Annotated in this window: 16 protein-coding genes; 5 read left to right on the plus strand and 11 right to left on the minus strand. The window is 63.2% G+C overall.

The window, feature by feature from the left end:
- Window positions 1–133: 133 nt before the first annotated feature.
- From scpB to NKH67_RS03305, 6 genes are all read right to left on the minus strand, one after another.
- Complete coding sequence (gene scpB, locus NKH67_RS03280; protein ID WP_352500872.1) at window positions 134–913, minus strand: SMC-Scp complex subunit ScpB; 780 nt, start codon at window positions 911–913, stop codon at window positions 134–136.
- The gene (locus tag NKH67_RS03285) at window positions 910–1,710 is read right to left on the minus strand and encodes a segregation and condensation protein A (RefSeq protein WP_023678931.1); all 801 of its coding nucleotides are present in this window, start codon (window positions 1,708–1,710) and stop codon (window positions 910–912) included. Before NKH67_RS03285 ends, scpB begins: the two co-directional genes overlap by 4 nt.
- 58 nt (window positions 1,711–1,768) lie before the next feature.
- Window positions 1,769–2,788, minus strand: a complete 1,020-nt coding sequence (gene nagZ, locus NKH67_RS03290) for a beta-N-acetylhexosaminidase (RefSeq protein ID WP_352500873.1) — start codon at window positions 2,786–2,788, stop codon at window positions 1,769–1,771.
- Window positions 2,789–2,904: 116 nt separating this feature from the next.
- Entirely contained in the window at window positions 2,905–6,693 is a 3,789-nt protein-coding gene (locus NKH67_RS03295) for an SPOR domain-containing protein (protein ID WP_353030283.1), read from the minus strand.
- Between the two features lie 103 nt (window positions 6,694–6,796).
- Window positions 6,797–8,554 (minus strand): arginine--tRNA ligase, encoded by a 1,758-nt coding sequence (gene argS / locus NKH67_RS03300; protein WP_352500875.1) that lies wholly within the window; start codon window positions 8,552–8,554, stop codon window positions 6,797–6,799.
- A 61-nt stretch (window positions 8,555–8,615) separates the two neighbouring features.
- Window positions 8,616–9,830 (minus strand): deoxyguanosinetriphosphate triphosphohydrolase, encoded by a 1,215-nt coding sequence (locus tag NKH67_RS03305; protein WP_352470416.1) that lies wholly within the window; start codon window positions 9,828–9,830, stop codon window positions 8,616–8,618.
- A gap of 73 nt (window positions 9,831–9,903) precedes the next feature.
- Here NKH67_RS03305 and erpA point away from each other — a divergent pair, with 73 nt between their 5' ends.
- From erpA to NKH67_RS03330, 5 genes are all read left to right on the plus strand, one after another.
- Window positions 9,904–10,251 carry an iron-sulfur cluster insertion protein ErpA gene (gene erpA, locus NKH67_RS03310; protein WP_254818314.1) on the plus strand — a complete coding sequence of 116 codons (348 nt, stop codon included), beginning with the start codon at window positions 9,904–9,906 and terminating at the stop codon, window positions 10,249–10,251.
- Between the two features lie 37 nt (window positions 10,252–10,288).
- Complete coding sequence (locus tag NKH67_RS03315) at window positions 10,289–10,768, plus strand: hypothetical protein (RefSeq protein WP_353030286.1); 480 nt, start codon at window positions 10,289–10,291, stop codon at window positions 10,766–10,768.
- A 2-nt stretch (window positions 10,769–10,770) separates the two neighbouring features.
- Window positions 10,771–11,160 carry a VOC family protein gene (locus NKH67_RS03320; RefSeq protein ID WP_352454660.1) on the plus strand — a complete coding sequence of 130 codons (390 nt, stop codon included), beginning with the start codon at window positions 10,771–10,773 and terminating at the stop codon, window positions 11,158–11,160.
- Between the two features lie 30 nt (window positions 11,161–11,190).
- Window positions 11,191–11,985, plus strand: coding sequence for an exodeoxyribonuclease III (xth, locus tag NKH67_RS03325; protein ID WP_352500877.1), 795 nt, complete (start codon window positions 11,191–11,193; stop codon window positions 11,983–11,985).
- A gap of 77 nt (window positions 11,986–12,062) precedes the next feature.
- Window positions 12,063–12,380 (plus strand): hypothetical protein, encoded by a 318-nt coding sequence (locus NKH67_RS03330; protein WP_023678938.1) that lies wholly within the window; start codon window positions 12,063–12,065, stop codon window positions 12,378–12,380.
- Between the two features lie 24 nt (window positions 12,381–12,404).
- On the opposite strand, the gene NKH67_RS03335 is transcribed toward NKH67_RS03330, so the two are convergent.
- The 5 genes from NKH67_RS03335 to NKH67_RS03355 all read right to left on the minus strand — a co-directional run bounded on the left by NKH67_RS03335 (window position 12,405) and on the right by NKH67_RS03355 (window position 20,949).
- Complete coding sequence (locus NKH67_RS03335) at window positions 12,405–13,241, minus strand: tetratricopeptide repeat protein (RefSeq protein ID WP_023678939.1); 837 nt, start codon at window positions 13,239–13,241, stop codon at window positions 12,405–12,407.
- Window positions 13,228–14,952, minus strand: coding sequence for a dihydroxy-acid dehydratase (gene ilvD, locus NKH67_RS03340; protein ID WP_352500878.1), 1,725 nt, complete (start codon window positions 14,950–14,952; stop codon window positions 13,228–13,230). Before ilvD ends, NKH67_RS03335 begins: the two co-directional genes overlap by 14 nt.
- 280 nt (window positions 14,953–15,232) lie before the next feature.
- A complete protein-coding gene (locus NKH67_RS03345; protein ID WP_352500879.1) occupies window positions 15,233–16,453 on the minus strand; it encodes an OmpP1/FadL family transporter in 1,221 nt (406 codons plus the stop codon).
- A 459-nt stretch (window positions 16,454–16,912) separates the two neighbouring features.
- Entirely contained in the window at window positions 16,913–19,696 is a 2,784-nt protein-coding gene (locus NKH67_RS03350; RefSeq protein WP_352500880.1) for a valine--tRNA ligase, read from the minus strand.
- A gap of 392 nt (window positions 19,697–20,088) precedes the next feature.
- On the minus strand, window positions 20,089–20,949 hold the full coding sequence (locus NKH67_RS03355) for a DUF2497 domain-containing protein (protein ID WP_352500881.1): 861 nt from the start codon (window positions 20,947–20,949) through the stop codon (window positions 20,089–20,091).
- Window positions 20,950–20,974 lie beyond the last annotated feature (25 nt).

Here is a 20,974-nt window from a genome sequence, read left to right on the forward strand (position 1 = left end):
TTCGGGTTCGGATTCAAACAGAACTGCGACAGAGTTCATGAATGAGTCGCCGAAGTCACGCACTTTCGGCACGGCGGCCCGCTACCAATCGGCGCAGTTCCATCCTGCCTGTGGCTTTAAGATGGCGCTCGGCTCAATCTTCCGTGACGCGCGGCGTCAAAAGGCCGAGTTCTTCGAGGTCGATGTCGGTCAGCGGATCCTCGTCGTCGGTGAGCGCATCGGCGTCGGCCGGCGGCAGCGGCACCGAGAAATTCGACGGCATGCGGCCGGACAGCAGCCCGGCACCCTTCAATTCCTCCATGCCGGGGAGATCGCGTATCTCCTCCAGTGCGAAATGGTCGAGGAAAATGTCGGTCGTGCCATAAGTGACGGGACGGCCGGGCGTGCGGCGCCGGCCGCGCATCCTCACCCATTCGGTCTCCATCAGCGTGTCGAGCGTCCCCTTTGACGTCTCGACACCGCGGATGTCCTCGATCTCGGCGCGCGTTACCGGCTGGTGGTAGGCGATGATCGCCAGCACTTCGAGGGCGGCGCGGGACAGCTTGCGCTGCTGCACCGTGTCACGGCTCATCAGGAAGGCGAGGTCGCCGGCGGTGCGAAACGCCCAGGCATCGCCGACGCGCACCAGATTGACGCCGCGCCGCGCATAGATCTGCTGCAGTTCGGCCATTGCCGCGGCAATGTTGATGCCGTCGGGCAGTCGCGAAGTGAGCTGTTTTTCGCTGACCGGCTCGGCGCTGGCGAATACGATCGCCTCGGCCATCCGTACGGCCTCCGCCATATGCAGCCGCTCGCCAGGATTCCGCGACAAATTCTGCCCCTGATTTTGTGCCGGGTTTTCGGCGACCGCGCCTTGCTCGGCGTCGTCGTCGACCTTGAACGGAATGACCGAAGCGTTGGCGCGTTCGTTCATGGTGTTACCTCGACTATCTTGATGGCCTGGGCGCGGCCGCGCAGATAAAGCGGCGCGAACACCTGGTCCTGCCGCATTTCCATCTTGCCTTCGCGCACCAGTTCCAGCGTCGCCGCAAACGAGCTGGCAACCGCGGTGCGCCGCTCTTCCGGGCCGGCCAGATATTCGACCAGGAAACTGTCGAGCGCCGTCCAGTCGCGCAGCGACCCGATCAGCCTGGTCAGCACGTCGCGCGCATCCTTGAGCGACCACACGCCGCGCCTGGCGATCGTCACATTGGTTATTGCCTGCTTCTGGCGCTGCTGGGCATAGGCGGTCAACAGGTCGTAGAGCGAGGCCGAATAGGCATTGCGCTTCTCGACGATGACCATCTCCGGCATGCCGCGTGCAAACACGTCGCGTCCGAGCCGGTTGCGGTTGACCAGCCGTGCCGCCGCGTCGCGCATCGCCTCCAGCCGCTTCAGCCGGAACTGCAGCACCGCCGCCAGTTCCTCGCCGCTTTCGCCTTCGTCGCCGGGCTGCTTGGGGATCAGGAGCTTCGACTTGAGAAACGCCAGCCACGCCGCCATCACCAGATAGTCGGCGGCAAGCTCCAGTCTCAGCGCCCTCACCTTCTCGACGAAGGCCAGATACTGTTCGGCCAGCGCCAGGATCGAGATGCGCGACAGGTCGACCTTCTGATTGCGGGCAAGATGCAGCAGAAGATCGAGAGGACCTTCGAAGCCGGCCACATCGACGACCAACGCCGGATCGCCGGTCAGCCGGGAATCGTCGTTCTCGGCCCACAAGCGGTCCATCGGTGCGGCCTTGCCGGCCTTCAGGTCCAATGTCTCCGCCACTTCGCTTCCTTTGATGCTAGGCCACGGCGTCGAAATAACTGGCAAATTCGGCCCGAATCTCGGTCTCGTCCGCCACGTCGCGGTTCCTGATATAGGTCAGCGCCCGCTCCGCGCGCTCAAACGACTTGCCTTCCAGCCCGGTCGTGCGCGATGCAATGCCGGCCATCTCCTCGAACACGCCGTTGCAGTGAAGGACCAGATCGCAGCCCGCCGCAAGGATCGCGGCCGCCTTTGACGGGAAATCCCCAGAAAGTGCCTTCATCGAGGTGTCGTCGCTCATCAACAGGCCGTCGAAGCCGATTTCGTCGCGGATGATCTCTTCGATGATCTTGCCGGATGTGGTGGCCGGGTTCTTCGGGTCGATCGCGCTATAGACGACATGCGCCGTCATCGCCATCGGCAAATGGTTGAGCTCCCTGAACGGGGCAAAATCGTGCCGCTGCAAGTCGCCGATCGAGGCGTCGACGGTCGGCAGTTCGAAATGCGTATCGGCGAAGGCCCTTCCATGACCGGGAATATGCTTCATCACCGGCAGCACGCCGCCCGCCATCAGGCCTTCCGCCGCGGCGCGACCCAATTCGATGACGGCGCGCGGCTCCTTGCCATAGGCGCGCGCGCCGATGACGTCGCTGGCGCCCTCGATCGGCACATCGAGCACCGGCAGGCAATCCGCCGTGATGCCGTAGCGCAGCAGGTCGAAGGCATGCAGCCGCGCCATCAGCCAGGCGGCACGGGTGCCGGCGTCATGGTCGTCGCGCCACAAGGCGCCGAGTGCGCCGGCAGCCGGATAGTTCGGCGCCAGCGGCGGCCGCAGGCGCTGCACCCGGCCGCCCTCCTGGTCGATGAATACCGGCGCGTCCGCACGCTCGACGCAGTCGCGCATGGCGGCGACCAGATCGCGGATCTGCTCGGTCTCGCCGATATTGCGCGCAAACAGGATGAAGCCCCACGGGCATTCGTTGCGATAGAAACGGATCTCGTCGCGGGTCAGTGATTTCCCGGCGCAGCCGAGGATCATGGATTTTGATTCGGTCATGCGGAACAGTTTAGAGCTTCGCGCCGACAAAGGGAATCGCCCGTAATTGCCTTCAGAGGTTTCCGTTCACGCAAAAAAGCCGGCGCGGACGCCGGCTTTTCGAGGGGCCTTGATGCCTAGTGGGACACGAAGCAATTGCCGCCGGCAGCCTTGTAGCTGGTGCACAGTTTGATCGCCTCGTTGCGAGACTGCGCCGGAACGCGGACGCGGTAGAAGGTGCCCTTGCCGGCGATCTCGGCCTTGACGATGTTGGCGGTGCGGCCGGAAAGCACGCTGCCGTAGCGGCGCTGCAGATCCTGGTAAGTCGCCTGGGCGCTTTCGACTGTCGGCTGCGAAGCGATCTGTATCGACCACGAACCAGCCCCGGCCGCGGCCGGATCGATGGAAGCGACCTGATCGGGCTTGACCTCGCCAACCACATCGACCGGCTGGTCGGACGGGCGCTGCGGCGCCACCGGAACCGTGGCCGGGGTGCTGGCGGACTGCTTGCTGGCTGACGCCTGGGCCTTGGCTTCAGCCTTTGTGTCGGGCTTGGGCGCCGGCTGCAGCTTGGAGGTTTCGGCCTGATCGCCGCTCGCCTGGTCGCCACTCGGCTGGTCATCAATCTTCGGATCGCTTGTTATTTGGTCGATCAGGGGCACGGTGCCGGTCTGCGCGGCGGCGTCGGCCTGGGCCGACGGAGCCACGTGCTGCGGCGCCGGATCGGCCGGCTCGGCAGCAGCCATCTGCGGGGCGGCAGGCGCCGGATCCTCGCGCGCCACCAGCGAACCGTCAGGTTTCACGACCATGGTCCGTACCTTGCGCGGCGCAACGGCGACGATCTCGGGGGTTGCACCCTTCTCGGCCTCCTGCAGAACCTGCGCGATGCGATCCTCGGACTTGGGCGCCGGTGCGGCGGCGGTTTCGGCAGCGCCAGCCGCACTGGCGCCAAGCGTGCTGGAGTCAGACGCGCTGGTGCCGGGCGCATTGGTGCCAGCCCCGTCGGTGTCGGACGCCGCGGTGCCGGGCGCGTCGATATCGTCCGCGGCATCGGGGTCATTGGGCGAAAGATCGACGACGCGGCTCTCCAGTTCGTTGGCCTTCAGGTCCACAGGCTCTTCGGTGTTGGTGACCAGCTTCTGCTGAACCGGCTCGGCGGGCTTGGTGCCCTTGACCACAGCGTCATAAACCTTGTTGTCCTGGTTCGGCACGACGGTGCCGCCTGGATCTTCCGGCTTGATCTTGATCGGCCTGTTGTCGGCCTTGACGATAACCGGCGCATCGCCGCCGCTCTTGCCGCCGAGGGTCAACGCAAAGGCGCCAAGGCCTCCGGCGATCGCCACGGCGCCGACCACCGCTCCTATCAGCAGCCCGCGCCTGCGCGGCTGCCTTTCGGCCCCGCGTTCGGCAAGGCCCGGAACCGACATCTCCTCGTCCAGTTCGGGATCATAGTCGAGCTCATCGAAGGTGAAATCGTCGGCCTGCGAAACCGGCTGGCCACCGGGCAATGGGCCCAGATCGAAACCGTCCGCTGCATCGGCATAGGAAGCAGCCGCCGCGCTGACGGGGGCTTCCGCAGGCTTGGCGCCATAGGCGCGCGTCTCGCTACGATCTTGCTTGTAGCCAGACGCGAAGCCGGCATCGTATTCATCGTCATAGCCAGCACTGCGCACCGGGGCAGGCGCTATATCCGTTGCATTCATTTCGGTGAGAAGGCTGGCAAAATCGGCATCGAGATCGTCGTAGGCGGGCGCCACCGGCTCGTCATCGTCGAAGTTGAGCTCCGGAATGTCGAGATCGTCCGCCAGCGCCACGACGCGCTCGGGCACGTCGACCGTCTCGACATCGGGCATCTCGTCATAGGCGGAAGGCTGTTGACGCGAAGTTGGTGCAGCTTCCGTGTAGGCGGGCCGATCTTCATAGGACGGCCTCTCTTCACGGGATGCCTGGCTTTCATAGGACGGCCTCTCTTCGACCGGTGCGGCCCGATAGGACGGCGTTGCAGCCGGCTGCGGCGGTGGTGCCGAACGCGCCGAAGCCATCGGCTGGCTTGCAAAAGCGGGCTGAGGCTGTGCGACCGGTGTCACGCGGCTCCACGAGCGGGCCGGCTCGGGCGGCGTGGCGCGTGTCGTCAGCCAGTTCAGCGCATCGAGCGGGTCTTCTTCGGCAGCAGCTGCCGCACTCTTGTCGGCCGAGTCATGATCCAGGCCGATATTCCTGGCGAAGTCGGCATCGAGCGCATCGCTGTCGAGATCATCCGCGGGTCCGGCAGCGGCTTCAACACCGAAATCCTCGCCTTCAAGCTCATCGAGGAGGACACTGCCAAGATCGGCGTCATCGGCGGCACTGGACTGCTGCGGCTCAGCGGGCTCGTGCTCGTCGAGTTCCCAATCCAGCTCGTCGACAGCATGCACCGGCTCGTTGGCGACGTCTTTGACCGCCGCCATTGGCTGTTCAGCGGCCACTGCTGGCTTCTGAATTACCGGCGCGATAGGCTGCTGAACAGCCATCACGGGCTTCTGGGCAGTCTGCGGGCTTGGCTGAGGTTCGTTGACCACTTGTGCCGGCCGTGTGCTCATCGCACCGAGCAGCGCGTTCAGTTCGTCTTCCAGGCTGCGTTCCTCAGCCACTGGGGCCGTCGGGACGACAGCGGCCGGCGCCGCTGGTTCGGCCGCAACCTGCGCCACGGGCTCTTCGGCTTCCTCGGCAGGCGCACCGTCGAAGCTCAGATCGAAATCGTCGTCGAACGCCGCTTCAGCGGCCGTGCCGGAAAGCCGGGCGGCCTCTGGCTCTTCGATCGACTGCTCTTCGATAAACTCTGGTTCTTCGATTTCGGCAGGCCCGTCCGAGCGAACGTCGAAGTCCATGTCGACATCGGCCATGGCATCATCGAAATGGCCGGCAAGATCCTCATCGGCCGAAACCGCCTCAACCGGCGATGCCGGGGCGGCGACGTTTTCCGCCGGCTCATGCTCGTCGAACATCAGCTCGTCTTCGAGCGAACTTGCCACGGCATCGTCGAACTCGTCATCGAACGCAGGCGCGGCCCCTTTCGCGGCGGTTTCAACGGCGACGGGCTGCTCCATCGGCTCATGCTTGTCGAACATCAGCTCGTCTTCGAGCGAGCTTGCAACGGCATCGTCGAACTCGTTGTCGAACGCAGGCGCGGCCGCTTGCGCGGCGGTTTCAACGGCGACGGTCTGCTCCATCGGCTCATGCTCTTCGAGCATCATCTCGTCTTCGAGCGAACTTGCCACGGCATTGTCGAACTCATCGTCGAAGGCGGGCTCGTCGACCGGCTCGATCGCCTCGGCTGCGGCCCTGGGTTCATCCTCACCGGTCACCGCGATCTTGGCCGTCACATCGTCGTCGTGCCGAAAATCCTGGTCGAGCGAGGCGGCAAGTTTGTCGTCACTCGAAAGGTCGTCCTCGAACGGCGACACGTCTTCGAGCGAGCCGGCGACGGCGTTATCGAACTCGTCGCCGAGCTCCGGCTCGACGGCGGGAGCAAACGCCCTTTCGGGGGCGGAGGCAATTTCGTCGGCGGCAACAGGAGTTGCTGCAACAGGAGCAGCATCATCCGCCGCACTGTCGTCGAACGCGAAATCCTGTTCGAACGAGGCAGCAAGCGCGTCCTCCATTTCGTCGGCGGCGGCCGGTTCGGGTGTCGGCTCGCGAAGCTTGGCAGGGGAAGCATTGTCATTGGCGTCGGCGCCGAATTCGCCCATCAACTCCTTCTCGAGATCGATCTCGAAATCGCCCTCGTCCACCGACGGTTCGGCGGCAGCGGTTTTCGGCTGTGCCGGCGTTTGCGGTTTGACCGGCTGGCGCGGGTCGAACCCCATGATCCTGGTCAGTTCCGCGAACGGATCATCGTTGGCGATGTCGTTGTGGTCGGCTGCTCTCAGCTGGGTTCTGTCTGCCATTATTGTTCCCGAACTCGCACTCATTCGGACGCCATGGACGTCGCGTAGGGTTGGCCCTTACCAGCGCAATGTGGGCAAAAGGTGACAGGTTTTTTACTCAAACCTAACGCATTTCGGTGGGCGCATTGGCTCCGATCAGCGTCAGGCCGGACGTCAAAACGTCCGAAACAGCCTGCACCAGCCCTAGTCTGGCATGCGTCAATTGTCGGTCGTTAACCTTAACAAAACGTAAGTCGGGATTATCGGTGCCCCGGTTCCAGTGTCCGTGGAAGCTGGAAGCGAGTTCGTAAAGGTAAAATGCCAGCCGGTGGGGCTCGAGCGCGAGCGCCGCGGCTTCGATCAGCCGAGGATATTCGGCGAGCTTCCTGATCAGGCCGATCTCGCCCTCGTCGGTCAGCAAAGCCACTTCGGCGGCCAGCTGGTTGCGGTCGAACATGGCCTCGCCCAATTGCTCGCTCGCCTGCCGGAACACCGAATGGCAGCGCGCCGAGGCATACTGCACGTAGAACACCGGATTGTCCTTCGACTGCTCGGTCACCTTGGCGAAATCGAAGTCGAGCGGCGCGTCGTTCTTGCGGTAGAGCATCATGAAGCGGATCGGGTCGCGGCCAACCTCCTCGACCACTTCGCGCAAGGTCACGAACTCGCCGGACCGCTTCGACATGCGCACCGGCTCGCCGGCGCGAAACAGCCTGACCAGCTGGCAAAGCAGCACGGTAAGCTTGACCTCGTCGCCGGCAATCGCCCGGGCAAGCGCTTCCAGCCGTTTTACATAGCCGCCATGATCGGCACCAAGCACATAGATCAGATCGACGAAGCCGCGATCGACCTTGTCCTTGAGGTAGGCGACATCGGCGGCGAAATAGGTGAAGGTGCCGTCCGACTTGACCAGCGCCCGGTCCATGTCGTCGCCGACCGCGGTCGAACGGAACAGCGTCTGCTCGCGGTCCTCCCAGTCGTCCGGCTTCTCGCCCTTGGGCGGCGGCAGCTTGCCCTTGTAGATGTGGCCCTTCAGCGTCAGGTCGCTGATCGCAGAGCGAATCTTCTTGGCATTGTTGGCATGCAATGTGCGCTCTGAGAAAAAGACGTCGTGATGCACGTTGAGCAGCGCCAGATCCTCGCGGATCATCGTCATCATCGCATCGATCGTCCTGTCCTTGACGATGGCAAGCGCCTCTTCGTCCGGCATCTGCAGCAGGGAGCGGCCGAATTCGCTGGCCAGCGCCTGACCAACGGGGATCAGATAGTCGCCTGGATAAAGCCCGGCCGGAATGTCGCCGATCTCATCGCCGAGGGCTTCGCGGTAGCGCAGCATGACTGAGCGTCCGAGCACGTCGATCTGCGAACCGGCATCGTTGATGACGTATTCCTTGGTCACGTCGTAACCGGCGAAGGCCATCAGATTGGCCAGCGCGTCGCCGACCACAGCACCCCGGCAATGGCCGACATGCATCGGGCCGGTCGGGTTGGCCGAGACATATTCGACATTGGTTTTCTTGCCGCCGCCGATAGTCGAGCGGCCGTAATTGCGGCCTTCGCCGAGCAGCGCCGTCAGATGCGCCTGCCAGAAGCCGTCCTTGAGCCTGAGATTGACGAAGCCCGGGCCTGCGATCTCGGCGGCCGCGATATCCTCGTCGGCGCGCAGCGCCTCGGCCAGCCTTTCGGCCAGCGCACGCGGGCTCTGGCCGGTCGGCTTGGCCAACACCATGGCAGCGTTGGTCGCGAGGTCGCCATGGCTGGCATCGCGCGGCGGCTCGACGGCGATGCGCGACAGGTCCGGCGACGCGCCATCCTTGTCTTTCAAATCAAGCGCTTCGACGGCCTTTATGATTCGCGCGTTGAAATCGGCGAAGATGTTCATTGCTATGGCTCTGACGGTTTTGCATGGATCCGGCGCGTTGGCCGGCAAAATCGCGCCCGCCCTAGCTCAAATCCGGCGTATGGTCAAACAAACGCCTGTGTTCCTTGAGCGCATAAGTGTCCGTCATGCCGGCCAGGAAATCGGCAACACTGCGCGCCTTGACGCGGTCCTCTGCCCGGTCGAGCCCTTCGCGCCAGCCATCCGGCATGGCGCGCGGATCGGCGAAATAGACGTCGAACAGGTCCCTGACGATCTGGTCGGCATCGGCGCGCACCCGCATGACCTCCGCATGCCGATAGAGGTGTTTGTAGAGAAAGGCCTTCAGCTCCTTTTCCGATGCGGCCGTGTCGGCGGAGAAGCTCACCATCGTCTCGCCGGCCGCCCTTACCGCTTCGGCGCTGCCGGGCTGGATGCGCGCCAGATTGGCCGTCGTCGAGACGATCACGTCCTCGACCATGATGGTGATCTGCCGGCGCATCAGCTCGTGGCCGGTGCGTACGTCATCGAGCGCCGGATAGCGCTGACGCACGCCCTTGAGAATCGACCCCGGCAGCGAGACGCCCTCCAGCATATCGAGCGTCAACAGCCCTGCCCTCAAGCCGTCATCGATGTCGTGGGTGTTGTAGGCGATGTCGTCGGCAATCGCCGCGCACTGCGCCTCGATACCAGCGAAGCGGTCGAGCTCGAGGTCGTGCAGTTCGGAATAGTCGCGGATAGCCTGCGGCACCGGCCCCTTCAGCCCTTTGCCCTTGGCATCGGTCAGCGGGCCATTGTGCTTGACCAGCCCCTCCAGCGTTTCCCAGGTGAGGTTCAGCCCATCGAACTCGGCATAGCGCCGCTCCAGCCGCGTCACCACACGCAGCGACTGTGCATTGTGGTCGAAGCCGCCCCAGACGGCCATCTTGTCGTTCAGCGCGTCCTCGCCGGTATGGCCAAAGGGCGTGTGGCCGAAGTCGTGCACCAGGGCCACCGCCTCGGCCAGGTCCTCGTCGCCGCGCAGCGCCCGCGCCAGAGCGCGTGCGATTTGCGCGACCTCGATCGAATGCGTCAGCCTCGTGCGGTAATGGTCGCCTTCGTGTGCGACGAACACTTGCGTCTTGTGCTTCAGCCGGCGGAACGCCGTCGAATGGATGATGCGGTCGCGGTCGCGCTGGAAGGGCGTGCGCGTCGGGCTTTCCACCTCGTCGAACAGCCGCCCGCGCGACTTCGCCGGGTCGCTGGCATAGGCCGCGCGCGGCCGATAGCCGAATCCGATGTCGCCCAACTCATTGGTCATAGCGTATGCCGCAGTTGACTTGCCCCGTCGCGCTTCATACCTATCATACGAAACCGAAAGCAAGGTGACGCCCATGGGCGCTGATGCCAAGACCGCCATGAAAGTCGAGATGACCGACGCCGCCGCCAGGCGGATCGCCAAGATTGTGGCGAGCGAAGCCGGCAAGACGGCCCTGCGCGTTTCGGTCGAGGGCGGCGGCTGTTCCGGCTTCTCCTACAAGTTCGACCTGGTCGACAGGCGCAATGACGACGACGTCGCCATCGAGAAGGACGGCGCCACCGTGCTGATCGACGACCTGTCGCTGGTCTATATGGGCGGCTCGGTGATCGATTTCGTCGACGATCTGATGGGCCAGTCGTTCCAGATCAGAAACCCCAATGCAGTCGCCTCCTGCGGCTGCGGCACCAGCTTCAGTATTTGAAAATATGAAGCCGCTCCTCGAGGGCCTTGAGGATCCGATGACGGTCCTTGTCGCCCGCGAGATAGAAGCAATTTCCGATGTCGATATCGTTGGTTGGGCCAACCGTCACAAGGCAGCTCGGGTCTACGCAGACGACGCTGACTATGTGCAGCTCGTGCGGTGCAATCCGCGGAATGCCGTTAATCTTGCGAACGCTCATGGCCATTTGAGGTCGCTGATCGCGCGGTGTTTTCCCGATTTCAACGACAAGTCCGATGAAGCCAAGGAAATAGCACGTAAGCTGTTCCTTCGACGCATTCGGACTTACCTTGACGGCGACCTGGCACCCTTTCAGGTCTGCCGTATGGTGTCGCCGATTGAGGACAAATACGATTGTCCACACTGGCTTGGAGACCTTTACAACGGCTGTGATTGGATGGACGAGAATGCAACGCGCGAGCAGGCATCGCACCTGCGATGGATGATAGAGCAAATACTCGCGGAAAATGCCGAACCCCAACCTTTCGGGAGTGAATGAGCATGCGCCGTGTCGGCGCGGTCCGTCAGGTCGCGCTTTCCGCCGGGCGCGACCTCGATGCGACGCTGGCGTTCTGGCGCGAGGTGCTCGGCATGAACCTGCATGCGCGTTTCGATCCGCCGGGCATCGCCTTTATCATGGCCGGTGACGTGCGCCTGCTTTTCACCGACGGCCTGCCTGCCGGCACCGTCTATCTCGACATATCGGGCCTCGACGAGTTCCACGCTTCGGCAAGGGCCGCCGGTGTTCCCTTCACCGCGCCGCCGGCGCTCGTCCATCGCGACACCGAAGGCCTGTTCGGCCAGGCGGGGGAAAGCGAATGGATGGCCTTCCTAAAGGACCCGGCAGGCAATACGATCGGCCTTGTCGAACGTCATCCACCGGATCGCTAGTCTCCGGACCACCAGCCTATCGAGGCCGTCATGAAAATCGTCACCTGGAACATCAACGGCGTTCGCGCCCGCATCGGCAATTTGACCCATTGGCTGACGGAAAGCGCGCCCGACATCGCCTGCCTGCAGGAGATCAAGACGGTCGACGAGCAGTTTCCCCGCGCCGAGATCGAGGCGCTCGGCTACAATGTCGAGACTTACGGCCAAAAAGGCTTCAACGGCGTCGCCATCCTGTCGAAGCTGCGTTTCGACGAGGTCAATCGCGGTTTGCCGGGCGACGATGCCGACGAGCAGGCGCGTTTCATCGAGGGCGTGTTCTCGACCGACAAGGGCGCCTTGCGCGTTGCCTCGATCTATCTGCCGAACGGCAACCCGATCGACGACGAGAAGAAGTTCTCCTACAAGCTTTCCTGGATGGCGCGACTTGAGCGCTGGGCCGAGGAGCGGCTTGCTCTGGAAGAGCCGCTGGTCCTGGCCGGCGACTACAATGTCATTCCCGAGCCGATCGACGCGAAGTATCCGGAAAACTGGCTAAGCGATGCACTGTTCCAGCCCGCGACGCGGCAAGCGTTCCGGCGGCTGAAGAATCTCGGCTTCACCGAAGCCGTGCGTGCCGTCACCGACGCCTCGGACATTTTTACGTTCTGGGACTATCAGGCCGGCGCCTGGCAGAAGAACAACGGCATCCGCATTGACCACCTGCTTCTGTCGCCCGAAGCCGCCAACTGGTTTTCCTCGGCTTCGATCGAAAAACAGGTGCGCGCCTGGGAAAAACCCTCCGACCACGTGCCGGTGGCGATCGATCTGGCGCTGCAGCCGGCCTGACCGGAGCTGCTGTCCGGCGGCACATTGATAAGTTGACCTCTTATCGCCACAAATCGCGCGCTTAATGAGAAATCATCATGGTGGCTGGGGTTCCCATGACTACTCGATTTGCACTCTGCCCGATCGGCTGCGCGCTTGCGATGGCGGTGGCGACGCCGGCTTTTGCCGATGCAGAGTGCCTGGCTAACGGCAAATCATTCCAGATCGGCCGGGTCGCCTGCCTGACGCTTGCCGGCCAAAGCTACCTCGCCCGTTGCGAGATGGTGCTCAACAACACATCCTGGACAAAGCAGCGGGATGGCTGCCCGGAGAACACGCTGGCCCCACATCTGCAGGGCACGCCGATCTCAACACCGGCGCCCAGCGGCATGCCGGCGGAACCGACCGACAATTGATCTAAAAACGGAAATTCTGCCGACCTATTGGTCGCCGCCACCCTTGGTGAGGATGTCGTCGGCCAGCGAGATCGCGGTGCGGCGGTCGGCTTCGCCGGCGGCTGCAAACGCTTCTTCCTGCATGCCGCGGATCCATGGCTGGTCGGCGGGTGAGGCCCGTTCGAGCGCCGCGGTCATCATCGCCAGCCCCCGCACGATCTTGCCGCTTTGGAAAAGCAGGTTGCCGAGCGTCGCCTGCGCGCCCGCATGGCCCTTTTCGGCCGCCAGCTGGAACCAGCGTCCGGCCTGCTTGACGCTGGCCTTGACGCCGCCCTCACCCTTGAGGAACATCTGGCCCATCTCGAACTGGGCGTTCGGGTTGCGGTAGTTGGCGGCGGCGCGCATGTAATATTCCTGGGCCGCCACCTCGTTCTCCTCGACGGGGCTGCCGGGAATGCCCTTCCTCAGATAGTCGCCAAGCGCCACCAGCGCGTCCGAAACATAGCTTTCCTCGGGCGAACCGGGCTCGACATCCTGGTCGACGATCTCGCTGAAGAACTTGAACGCCGCGTAGTCGTCTCGCGCCACGCCATCGCCTTCGGCATACATGCGCGCAAGCTTCCAGGTGGCGCCGATCTGGCCGTTCTCTGCGGCATATTTATAGGCTTCCGCGGCCTGCTCCTTATGGCCGTTCTTGTAGGCGGAAAAGCCGAACTGGAACACCGCCCACGGGCTCGACTGCGGCTTCACGCCGGTCTTGTCGTCGAACACCTTGTCGTCGAAGGCCATGGCCTGGCCGACGGCGCCCAAGGTCGCGCCAAACGTGGCGAGCGCAACCAGTGCCGAAAGGACAGACGACCTCAACAACTCAGATGTCCGCATAGCAGTGTGTTTCTTTGGCACCGCCGGGATGGGTGACCGCGCCGTCGCGGGCAGGTCCGACCGTCTGTGCGTATTTCCAGATCGCGCCCGACTGATAGTCGGTCGTGCGCGCCTTCCATGATTTTGCCCTCGCCGCCAGTTCGGCCTTGGACAATGCAACCTCGATCGTGCCGTTCACCGCATCGATCGAGATCAAGTCGCCATCCCTAAGCAGCCCGATCGGGCCGCCCACTGCCGCTTCCGGCCCGACATGGCCGATGCAGAAACCGCGCGTTGCGCCCGAAAAACGCCCGTCGGTGATGAGCGCTACCTTGCCGCCCATGCCCTGGCCGTAGAGAGCCGCCGTCGTCGACAGCATTTCGCGCATGCCCGGGCCGCCGCGCGGACCCTCGTAACGGATGACGAGAACCTCGCCTTCGCTATAGTTACGGTGCGTAACAGCCTCGAAACATTCCTCTTCCGAATCGAAGCAGCGTGCCGGACCCGAGAATTTGAGTTCCGCCATGCCTGCGACCTTCACGATCGCGCCTTCGGGGGCAAGGTTACCCTTCAAGCCCACGACCCCGCCGGTCTGGGTAATCGGCCTGTTGGCGGGACGGACCACATCCTGGCTGTCATTCCAGGCAACATGTTCCATATTTTCGGCCAAAGTGCGGCCGGTCACCGTCAGGCAATCGCCGTGAAGATAGCCATGGTCGAGCAGCGTCTTCATCAAGAGCGGAATGCCGCCGGCCTCGAACATGTCCTTGGCGACGTATTTGCCGCCCGGCTTGAGGTCGGCGATATAGGGTGTTTTCTCGAATATCTTGGCCACGTCGAAAAGATCGAACTTTATCCCGGCCTCGTGCGCGATCGCCGGCAGATGCAGCGCCGCGTTGGTCGAGCCGCCGGTGGCCGAGACCACGGTCGCGGCATTTTCCAACGCTTCTATAGTAACGATGTCGCGCGGGCGGATGTTCCTTGCGATCAGCTCCATGATCTTTTCGCCGGAAGCGAAATTGAAGCGGTCTCGCATCTCGTAGGGTGCCGGCGCGCCGCAGGAATAGGGCAGCGCCAGGCCGATCGCCTCAGCGACGGTGGCCATGGTATTGGCGGTGAACTGGGCGCCGCAGGAGCCGGCCGACGGACAGGCGGCTTGCTCGATCTCGAGCAGCTCGGCGTCGCCGATCGTGCCGACCGAATGCTGGCCGACCGCCTCGAACACGTCCTGCACGGTGATCTGCCGGCCACGGTAGCTGCCGGGCAGTATCGAGCCGCCATAGATGAAGATCGACGGTACGTTGAGGCGCACCATGGCCATCATCATGCCGGGCAGCGACTTGTCGCAACCGGCCAATCCAACCAGCGCATCGTAGCAATGGCCGCGCATGGTGAGCTCGACCGAGTCGGCGATGACCTCGCGCGACACCAGCGACGACTTCATGCCCTGATGACCCATGGCGATGCCGTCGGTGACGGTGATGGTGCAGAATTCGCGTGGCGTGCCGTTGGCGGCCGCCACGCCCTTCTTGACCACTTGCGCCTGGCGCATCAGCGAGATGTTGCAGGGCGCGGCCTCGTTCCAGCAGCTGGCGACACCGACCAGAGGCTGCGCGATCTCGGCCGCCGACAGCCCCATTGCATAAAGGTAGGAGCGATGCGGCGCCCGCTCGGGACCAACGGTCACGTGGCGGCTCGGCAGCTTGGCCTTGGAGATCGCTCTGGCGTCCATACTCGTCCTTGCCGCGGGCGGTGCGGCCTGCCTCTTCGCCTAGCCTTTTGGCGCATGTCCCGAGACAGGTTCGAGGTGCGCCGGGTTTATGGCGGGAAATAGGCAATGTTCTCGGGCGGCCGGGCGACGCGAGGGTTGTTCAGAAACTGTTGCCAAAACGTCACAATTATCGGAGCGAACATCATGGGGGGCAATTTGTTGCATTGGCCGAATGCCGGATGACGCACCGAACAAAACGGCCGGGCAGCGCCCGGCCGTTTTGTCGTTTAAAATTCAATAGTTAGAACTTGATCTTGACGGAAGCCGAACCAGCGAGAAGCAGGTCGTTGCCGTAGGTGTAGGTAACGGCATTTGCCACGTCGCCGACACCGCTGAAAGTCGATGACCCGCTCGTCAGCACACCGATCGAGCCGCCGAGCCTGACCTCGACCTGGTCGTTCGGCGAATAGGAGACGCCGCTGGCGACGGCCCAGGTATCCGACTGATAGCCGGAGGTCGTCGAGGTGCCGCGATCCCAGGTCAGCGAAACCACGCCCGACAATTGATCGGTGAACTTGTGCCCGATACCGCCCGTGACCGTCCAGCCGTCGCGATAAAGCAGGTCGAATGAAACGGGCGAGGGCAAACCGGTTACCGGACTGCGCACGCCATTGATGGCAATGACGCCAAGCTTGCTCCACTCCTGCCAGCGGATGGAACCAAAGGCCAGCCAGCCAGGAGCTATGCCGCTCTGCAGCTTGAATTCCAGAGCCTGAGGTATCTCAGCCGACGCCGAGACTGGGTACACGCCGGTAGAGCCGGGAATCAGATCCGCTGGAAAGGCGCCCCTGAAGCCGGTCGTGTCGACGGTTCCCGACAGCCCGTCATATTTGTAGCTCGAAGAGTACATCAGGCTGGCGCGCAGGGCGATCTCGGGGATCTCATAGGCTGCGCCCGCACGCCAACCCCATGCCTCGTCGGATAGCTTGAAGACACCGAGGCCGGTATTGCCGAAGGCGAGCAGTGTCTGACGGGAAAGAAACGCGTCTACCTGCTGGTAGGAGACACCGCCGATGAATCGTACGGAGCCCTTGCCGACGTTCACCTTATAGGAGCAGGTGAGACCGAAATCGTCTGTGTCGACGGCGTATTTGACCGCTGTCGGCGAATAGGCGTTGTTCATGCCGAAATTCGCGTCCGCACCATACGGTCTCGTATAGGTGGCAAGACAGTCTACGGGCTCAAAGATGTTGGCCTTGATGCCGACATGCGGCACCGCATAATCGCCACCAACGTCCACCGCCGATGTCGACAAACCCGAGCCATCGAGACGCTGCACATTCTTGAGTTTGCGCTGTGGCGAAACATAGGTGACGCCTGCGTCGAACGAATATGGCGCCGCGTCGAACAGCTGGTCGATGTTGACGCCGCCCCGGTCAAAGCCCCCGGCCTGCACCGTCCCAGCCAAAGCCAGCGAAAAAGCCCCCGCGCCCAGCAGCACTTTCAGACGCGAATAACACATGAATCTCCTCCCCGAAATATCCTTGCATCAGCTAGAACCAATTCAGGTTAACGGCGCAACAACGAATTCGCCGTGCGTACATGTACAGCTTGGCTGAACGCATTTCCGACAAGGTGTCGGCCTTCTTACCGAGGCGGGAAAATGGCCGCCACAATACAGATCGACGAGAAAACTCGGGAAAAACCCCTAAATCACTACAAAACAGGGCATTTTGCGTGCCCAATTAGCCATTGTTACATTACGGCAACAATGGGGCAAAAACATTCAGTTTGCCTCAAGATTTACGCTGCGGAATGCCCGTTTTCGTGGCAGGCGGCCTGTCTGGAAGGCAGATTCGTGACCGGCGAATCTATTGCGGCCAGCAGGCCCAATTTGTTTGATCAGCCGGCCCAATCTGTTCGATCAACTTGTTTGATCAGCCGGCCCAATCTGTTCGATCAACCGGCCCAATCTATTCGATCAACCGGCATCGCGCACCCGCGCCAATGCCACCGAAAGCTTCTCTTGCGCCTCGCGATATTCGGCGAGTTTTTCACGCTCGGCCTCCACCACCTCTTCCGGCGCGTTGGCGACGAATTTCTCGTTGGACAGCTTCTTGTAGAGCCGCGCTATTTCCTCGGTCACCTTCGCAAGCTCCTTGTGCAGGCGCGCTGCCTCGGCGGCAAGGTCGATCAGGCTGCCGAGCGGCAGGCAGATCGTCGCCTCGTTGACGACGATCTGGGCGGATCCCCTGGGTGGCGCCTCGGCGAGCGAGATGTCGCCGACCCGCGCCAGACGCTTGATAGCCGAGCCCTGACGCTCGAGCCTTTCGTGTGTCGCGTCGTTGGCGCCGATCACCACGAGCGGTGCGATAGCCGCCGGCGGCACGTTCATCTCCGAACGCACCGAGCGGATGCCGGAGACAAGGTCGATCAGCCAGTTGATATCGGCGGCGGCCGCCTCGTCCTCGAAGTCGGGCGACGGCCATGCCGCATGACAAAGCAGCGATTGCCGTTGCCTGCCCTCGCCGGCGGTTTCGGCCCACAGTTCCTCGGTCATGAACGGCATCATCGGATGCAGCAGCTTGTAGATCTCGTCGAGCACGAAGGCGACGCAGGCCCTGCTCTCGGCCTTGGCGGCCTCGTCGGTGCCCATGAACACCGGCTTCAGCAGTTCCAGGTACCAGTCGCAGAACTGGTTCCAGACGAAGCGGTAGGCGGCACCCGCCGCCTCGTTGAAGCGGTATGAGGTGATGCCGTCCGTTATGTCGCGCGCGGCTCGCGTCAGCTCCGTCAGGATCCAGCGGTTGACCGCCAGCTTGGCGTCCTGCAGCCAGAAATCGTCGTCGCGCGCCACTTCGTTCATCTCGGCGAAGCGCGTCGCGTTCCACAGCTTGGTGCCGAAATTGCGATAACCGGCAATGCGGGCCGGATCGAGCTTAACATCGCGGCCTTGCGCTGCCATCACAGTCAAGGTGAAGCGCAGCGCATCGGCGCCGTATTCGTCGATGAGCTCGAGCGGATCGATGACGTTGCCTTTCGACTTCGACATCTTCTGCCCGTTCTTGTCACGAACCAGCGCGTGGACATAGACCGTATGGAACGGCTCCTGGTCCATAAAATGCAGGCCCATCATCATCATGCGGGCGACCCAGAAGAAGATGATGTCGAAACCGGTCACCAGCACGTCGGTCGGGTAATAGGTCTTCAGCTCCGGCGTCTGGTCCGGCCAGCCAAGCGTCGAGAACGGCCACAGCGCCGACGAGAACCATGTATCGAGCACGTCCTCGTCGCGGGTCAGGATCTCGCCAGGCTGGAAATTCTCAAGCTTGTCCTCGACCCAGGCCTTCCACGGCCCTTCCAGCGCCAGATAGTATTCGACGGCGGCACCGAGCGCCTCTTCCTCGGTCTTTTCGACAAAGACATGCCCGTCCGGCCCGTACCAGGCCGGGATCTGGTGGCCCCACCAGAGCTGGCGCGAAATGCACCAGGGCTGGATGTTCTCCATCCAGTCGAAATAGGTCTTTTCCCAGTTTTTGGGCACGAAATTGGTACGGCCCTCGCGCACCGAGGCGATCGCCGGCTTGGCCAGTTCCGCCGCATTGACATACCACTGGTCGGTCAGAAACGGCTCGATCGGCACGCCGCCGCGGTCGCCGTGCGGCACCGTGTGGCGATGCGGCTCGACCTTCTCGAGAAAGCCGCCCGCCTGCATCAGCTCGACGATCTTCTTGCGCGCATCGAAACGGTCGAGGCCGTCGAGGCTGTCCCAGACGGCCTGGCGCTCCGGCGTCACTTCCAGTCCGGCGAGAAAGTCCTCATTGTCCTTGAGGCTCACCGCCGCATTGACGGTGAGGATGTTGACCGCCGGCAGCCGGTGGCGCTTGCCGACCTCGAAATCATTGAAGTCATGCGCCGGCGTGATCTTGACCGCACCACTGCCTTTTTCGGGATCGGAATACTCGTCCGCCACCACCGGGATCCTGCGGCCGACGATCGGCAGGATGAGGTTCTTGCCGACGAGATGCCGGAAACGTTCGTCGTCGGGGTGGACGGCGACAGCCGTATCACCCAGCATCGTCTCCGGGCGGGTCGTCGCAACGGTGATGAAGGTCTTCGGATTTTCCGGATCGAAGGTCATGCCTTCGACCGGATAGCGGAAGTGCCAGAGGTTGCCGTTGACTTCCTGCTGCTCGACCTCGAGATCCGAGATGGCGGTCAACAGCTTCGGGTCCCAATTCACAAGGCGCTTGTCCTTGTAGATCAGCCCTTCCTTGTAGAGCGTCACGAACACTTCGAGCACGGCCTTGGACAGGCCCTCGTCCATGGTGAAGCGCTCCCGGCTCCAGTCGGCCGAGGCCCCGAGCCGCTTCAGCTGGTTGAGGATGGCGCCGCCGGATTCTGCCTTCCATTCCCACACCTTGTCGATGAACTCATCGCGCGTCAGGTCGCGGCGGTGAATCTGCTTTTCTATAAGCTGGCGCTCGACCACCATCTGCGTGGCGATGCCGGCATGGTCCATCCCCGGCTGCCACAGCACGTTCTTGCCGCGCATGCGCTCGAAGCGCACCAGAATGTCCTGCAGCGTGTTGTTGAGCGCATGACCCATATGCAGCGAGCCGGTGACGTTCGGCGGCGGGATGACGATGGTGAAGGCTTCAGCCCCCTCCTCGGCCCCGGCACCGGCCCGAAACGCGTCGGCCTCTTCCCAGATCCTGGCAATCTTCGGCTCGACGGCTTTGGCGTCGTAGGTCTTTTCGAGCATGGGAAAACGGTCCGCGCTGTCCGGAATTTGTGGTCCGGTGTAAATCGGAAGGTTGTTGCCAAGTCAACCGCAAGGGCGGCATGGCCAATAGATAGCGCCGGGATGGTTCGGTGCAACTCGCGGGACTGAATGTTGCAAGGCAATCGCTTCAGGTTTGCGCTGACTGTGCGAATGCCGCTGCCGGGCATTTCTCCCCGTATAGTGACGGGGAGAAAAACGCCTGCACTGAAGCTTTCGCCAGTCACGAACGTTGCGGAAAAGGCGCCTAAATTGCGGTCAACCCCTTCTCCCCGTCACTATACGGGGAGAAGGTGCCGGCAGGCGGATGAGGGGCAGCGCCGACTTCGACAATTCGCCGGTCCAGCGCCGCCCATTGGCGGCTCTCCGAATTGCTACTGCGCGCCGCGCGCGACGCGCTCGATTTCCTCGCGCACCAGCCGCTCGACCAGCGTCGGCAGGTTGTTGTCCAGCCAGTCCTGCAGCATCGGCCGCAGCATCTCCTCGGCCATCTCGTCGAAGGTCTTCTTGCTGCGGCTGGCAAACGCGTCTGAAAGCTCACCGAAGGCGGCGGCAACCTGCCGGCCCGTATGCTCCGAAAGGATTGCCGGACGTGCGGGCGGCGCCTCGCTGGCCGCCAGACGCGCCAATCCGATTTTCGAAGATTCCGGGCCGATTTTCGAAGGTTCCGGGCCGCTTTCCGAAGGCTTCGGCCCAATTTCCGAAGGCTCCGGCACAGGTCCAGCAGTCGCCTCGTTCTCGAAAACCTCGGCTTTCGGCTCGGCGTCGGGCGTCCGGAGTGGCTCGGCGCGCTCCGGCTTGGCCATCGCGTCGCCGACCGCGGCGATCTCGCGCCGCCAATCGGCGATGATGGTGTCGGTCGTCTCGGCAGCCTTGGCTGCCGCAGGCTGATCCGGCTTTGCGGGAGCGGTGTTCACCTCAGCCAGCGTCACCGCTGCCTTTACCGGGCCGGCGCGCAGCGGCGTTTCCTGGGGCTCAATGACCGGCGCGGCCGTTGGCTGCACCTCGGCGCGCGTGGCCGGCTTGGCGATCTCCAGCCCGCCGCGCAGTTCGGAGCGGAACGCATCCCCCTCCGCTGCCCGTCCGGTTGCCGGCGCCGGTTGCAGATCCTGGCGCAGCTCGTCCGCGTCGCCCGGCTGCTTGCGGCCGGTATCGCTGTCCTCGATGATCCTTCTGATGGAAGCCAGTATTTCTTCCATGGAAGGTTCGCGCTGTACGCTGCTTGCCGTCGCCATCGTCACATCCGCCGCCCTTGTGACT

Source organism: Mesorhizobium sp. M0968, from assembly GCF_040319065.1.
In the GTDB taxonomy this organism is placed as follows: Bacteria; Pseudomonadota; Alphaproteobacteria; order Rhizobiales; family Rhizobiaceae; genus Mesorhizobium.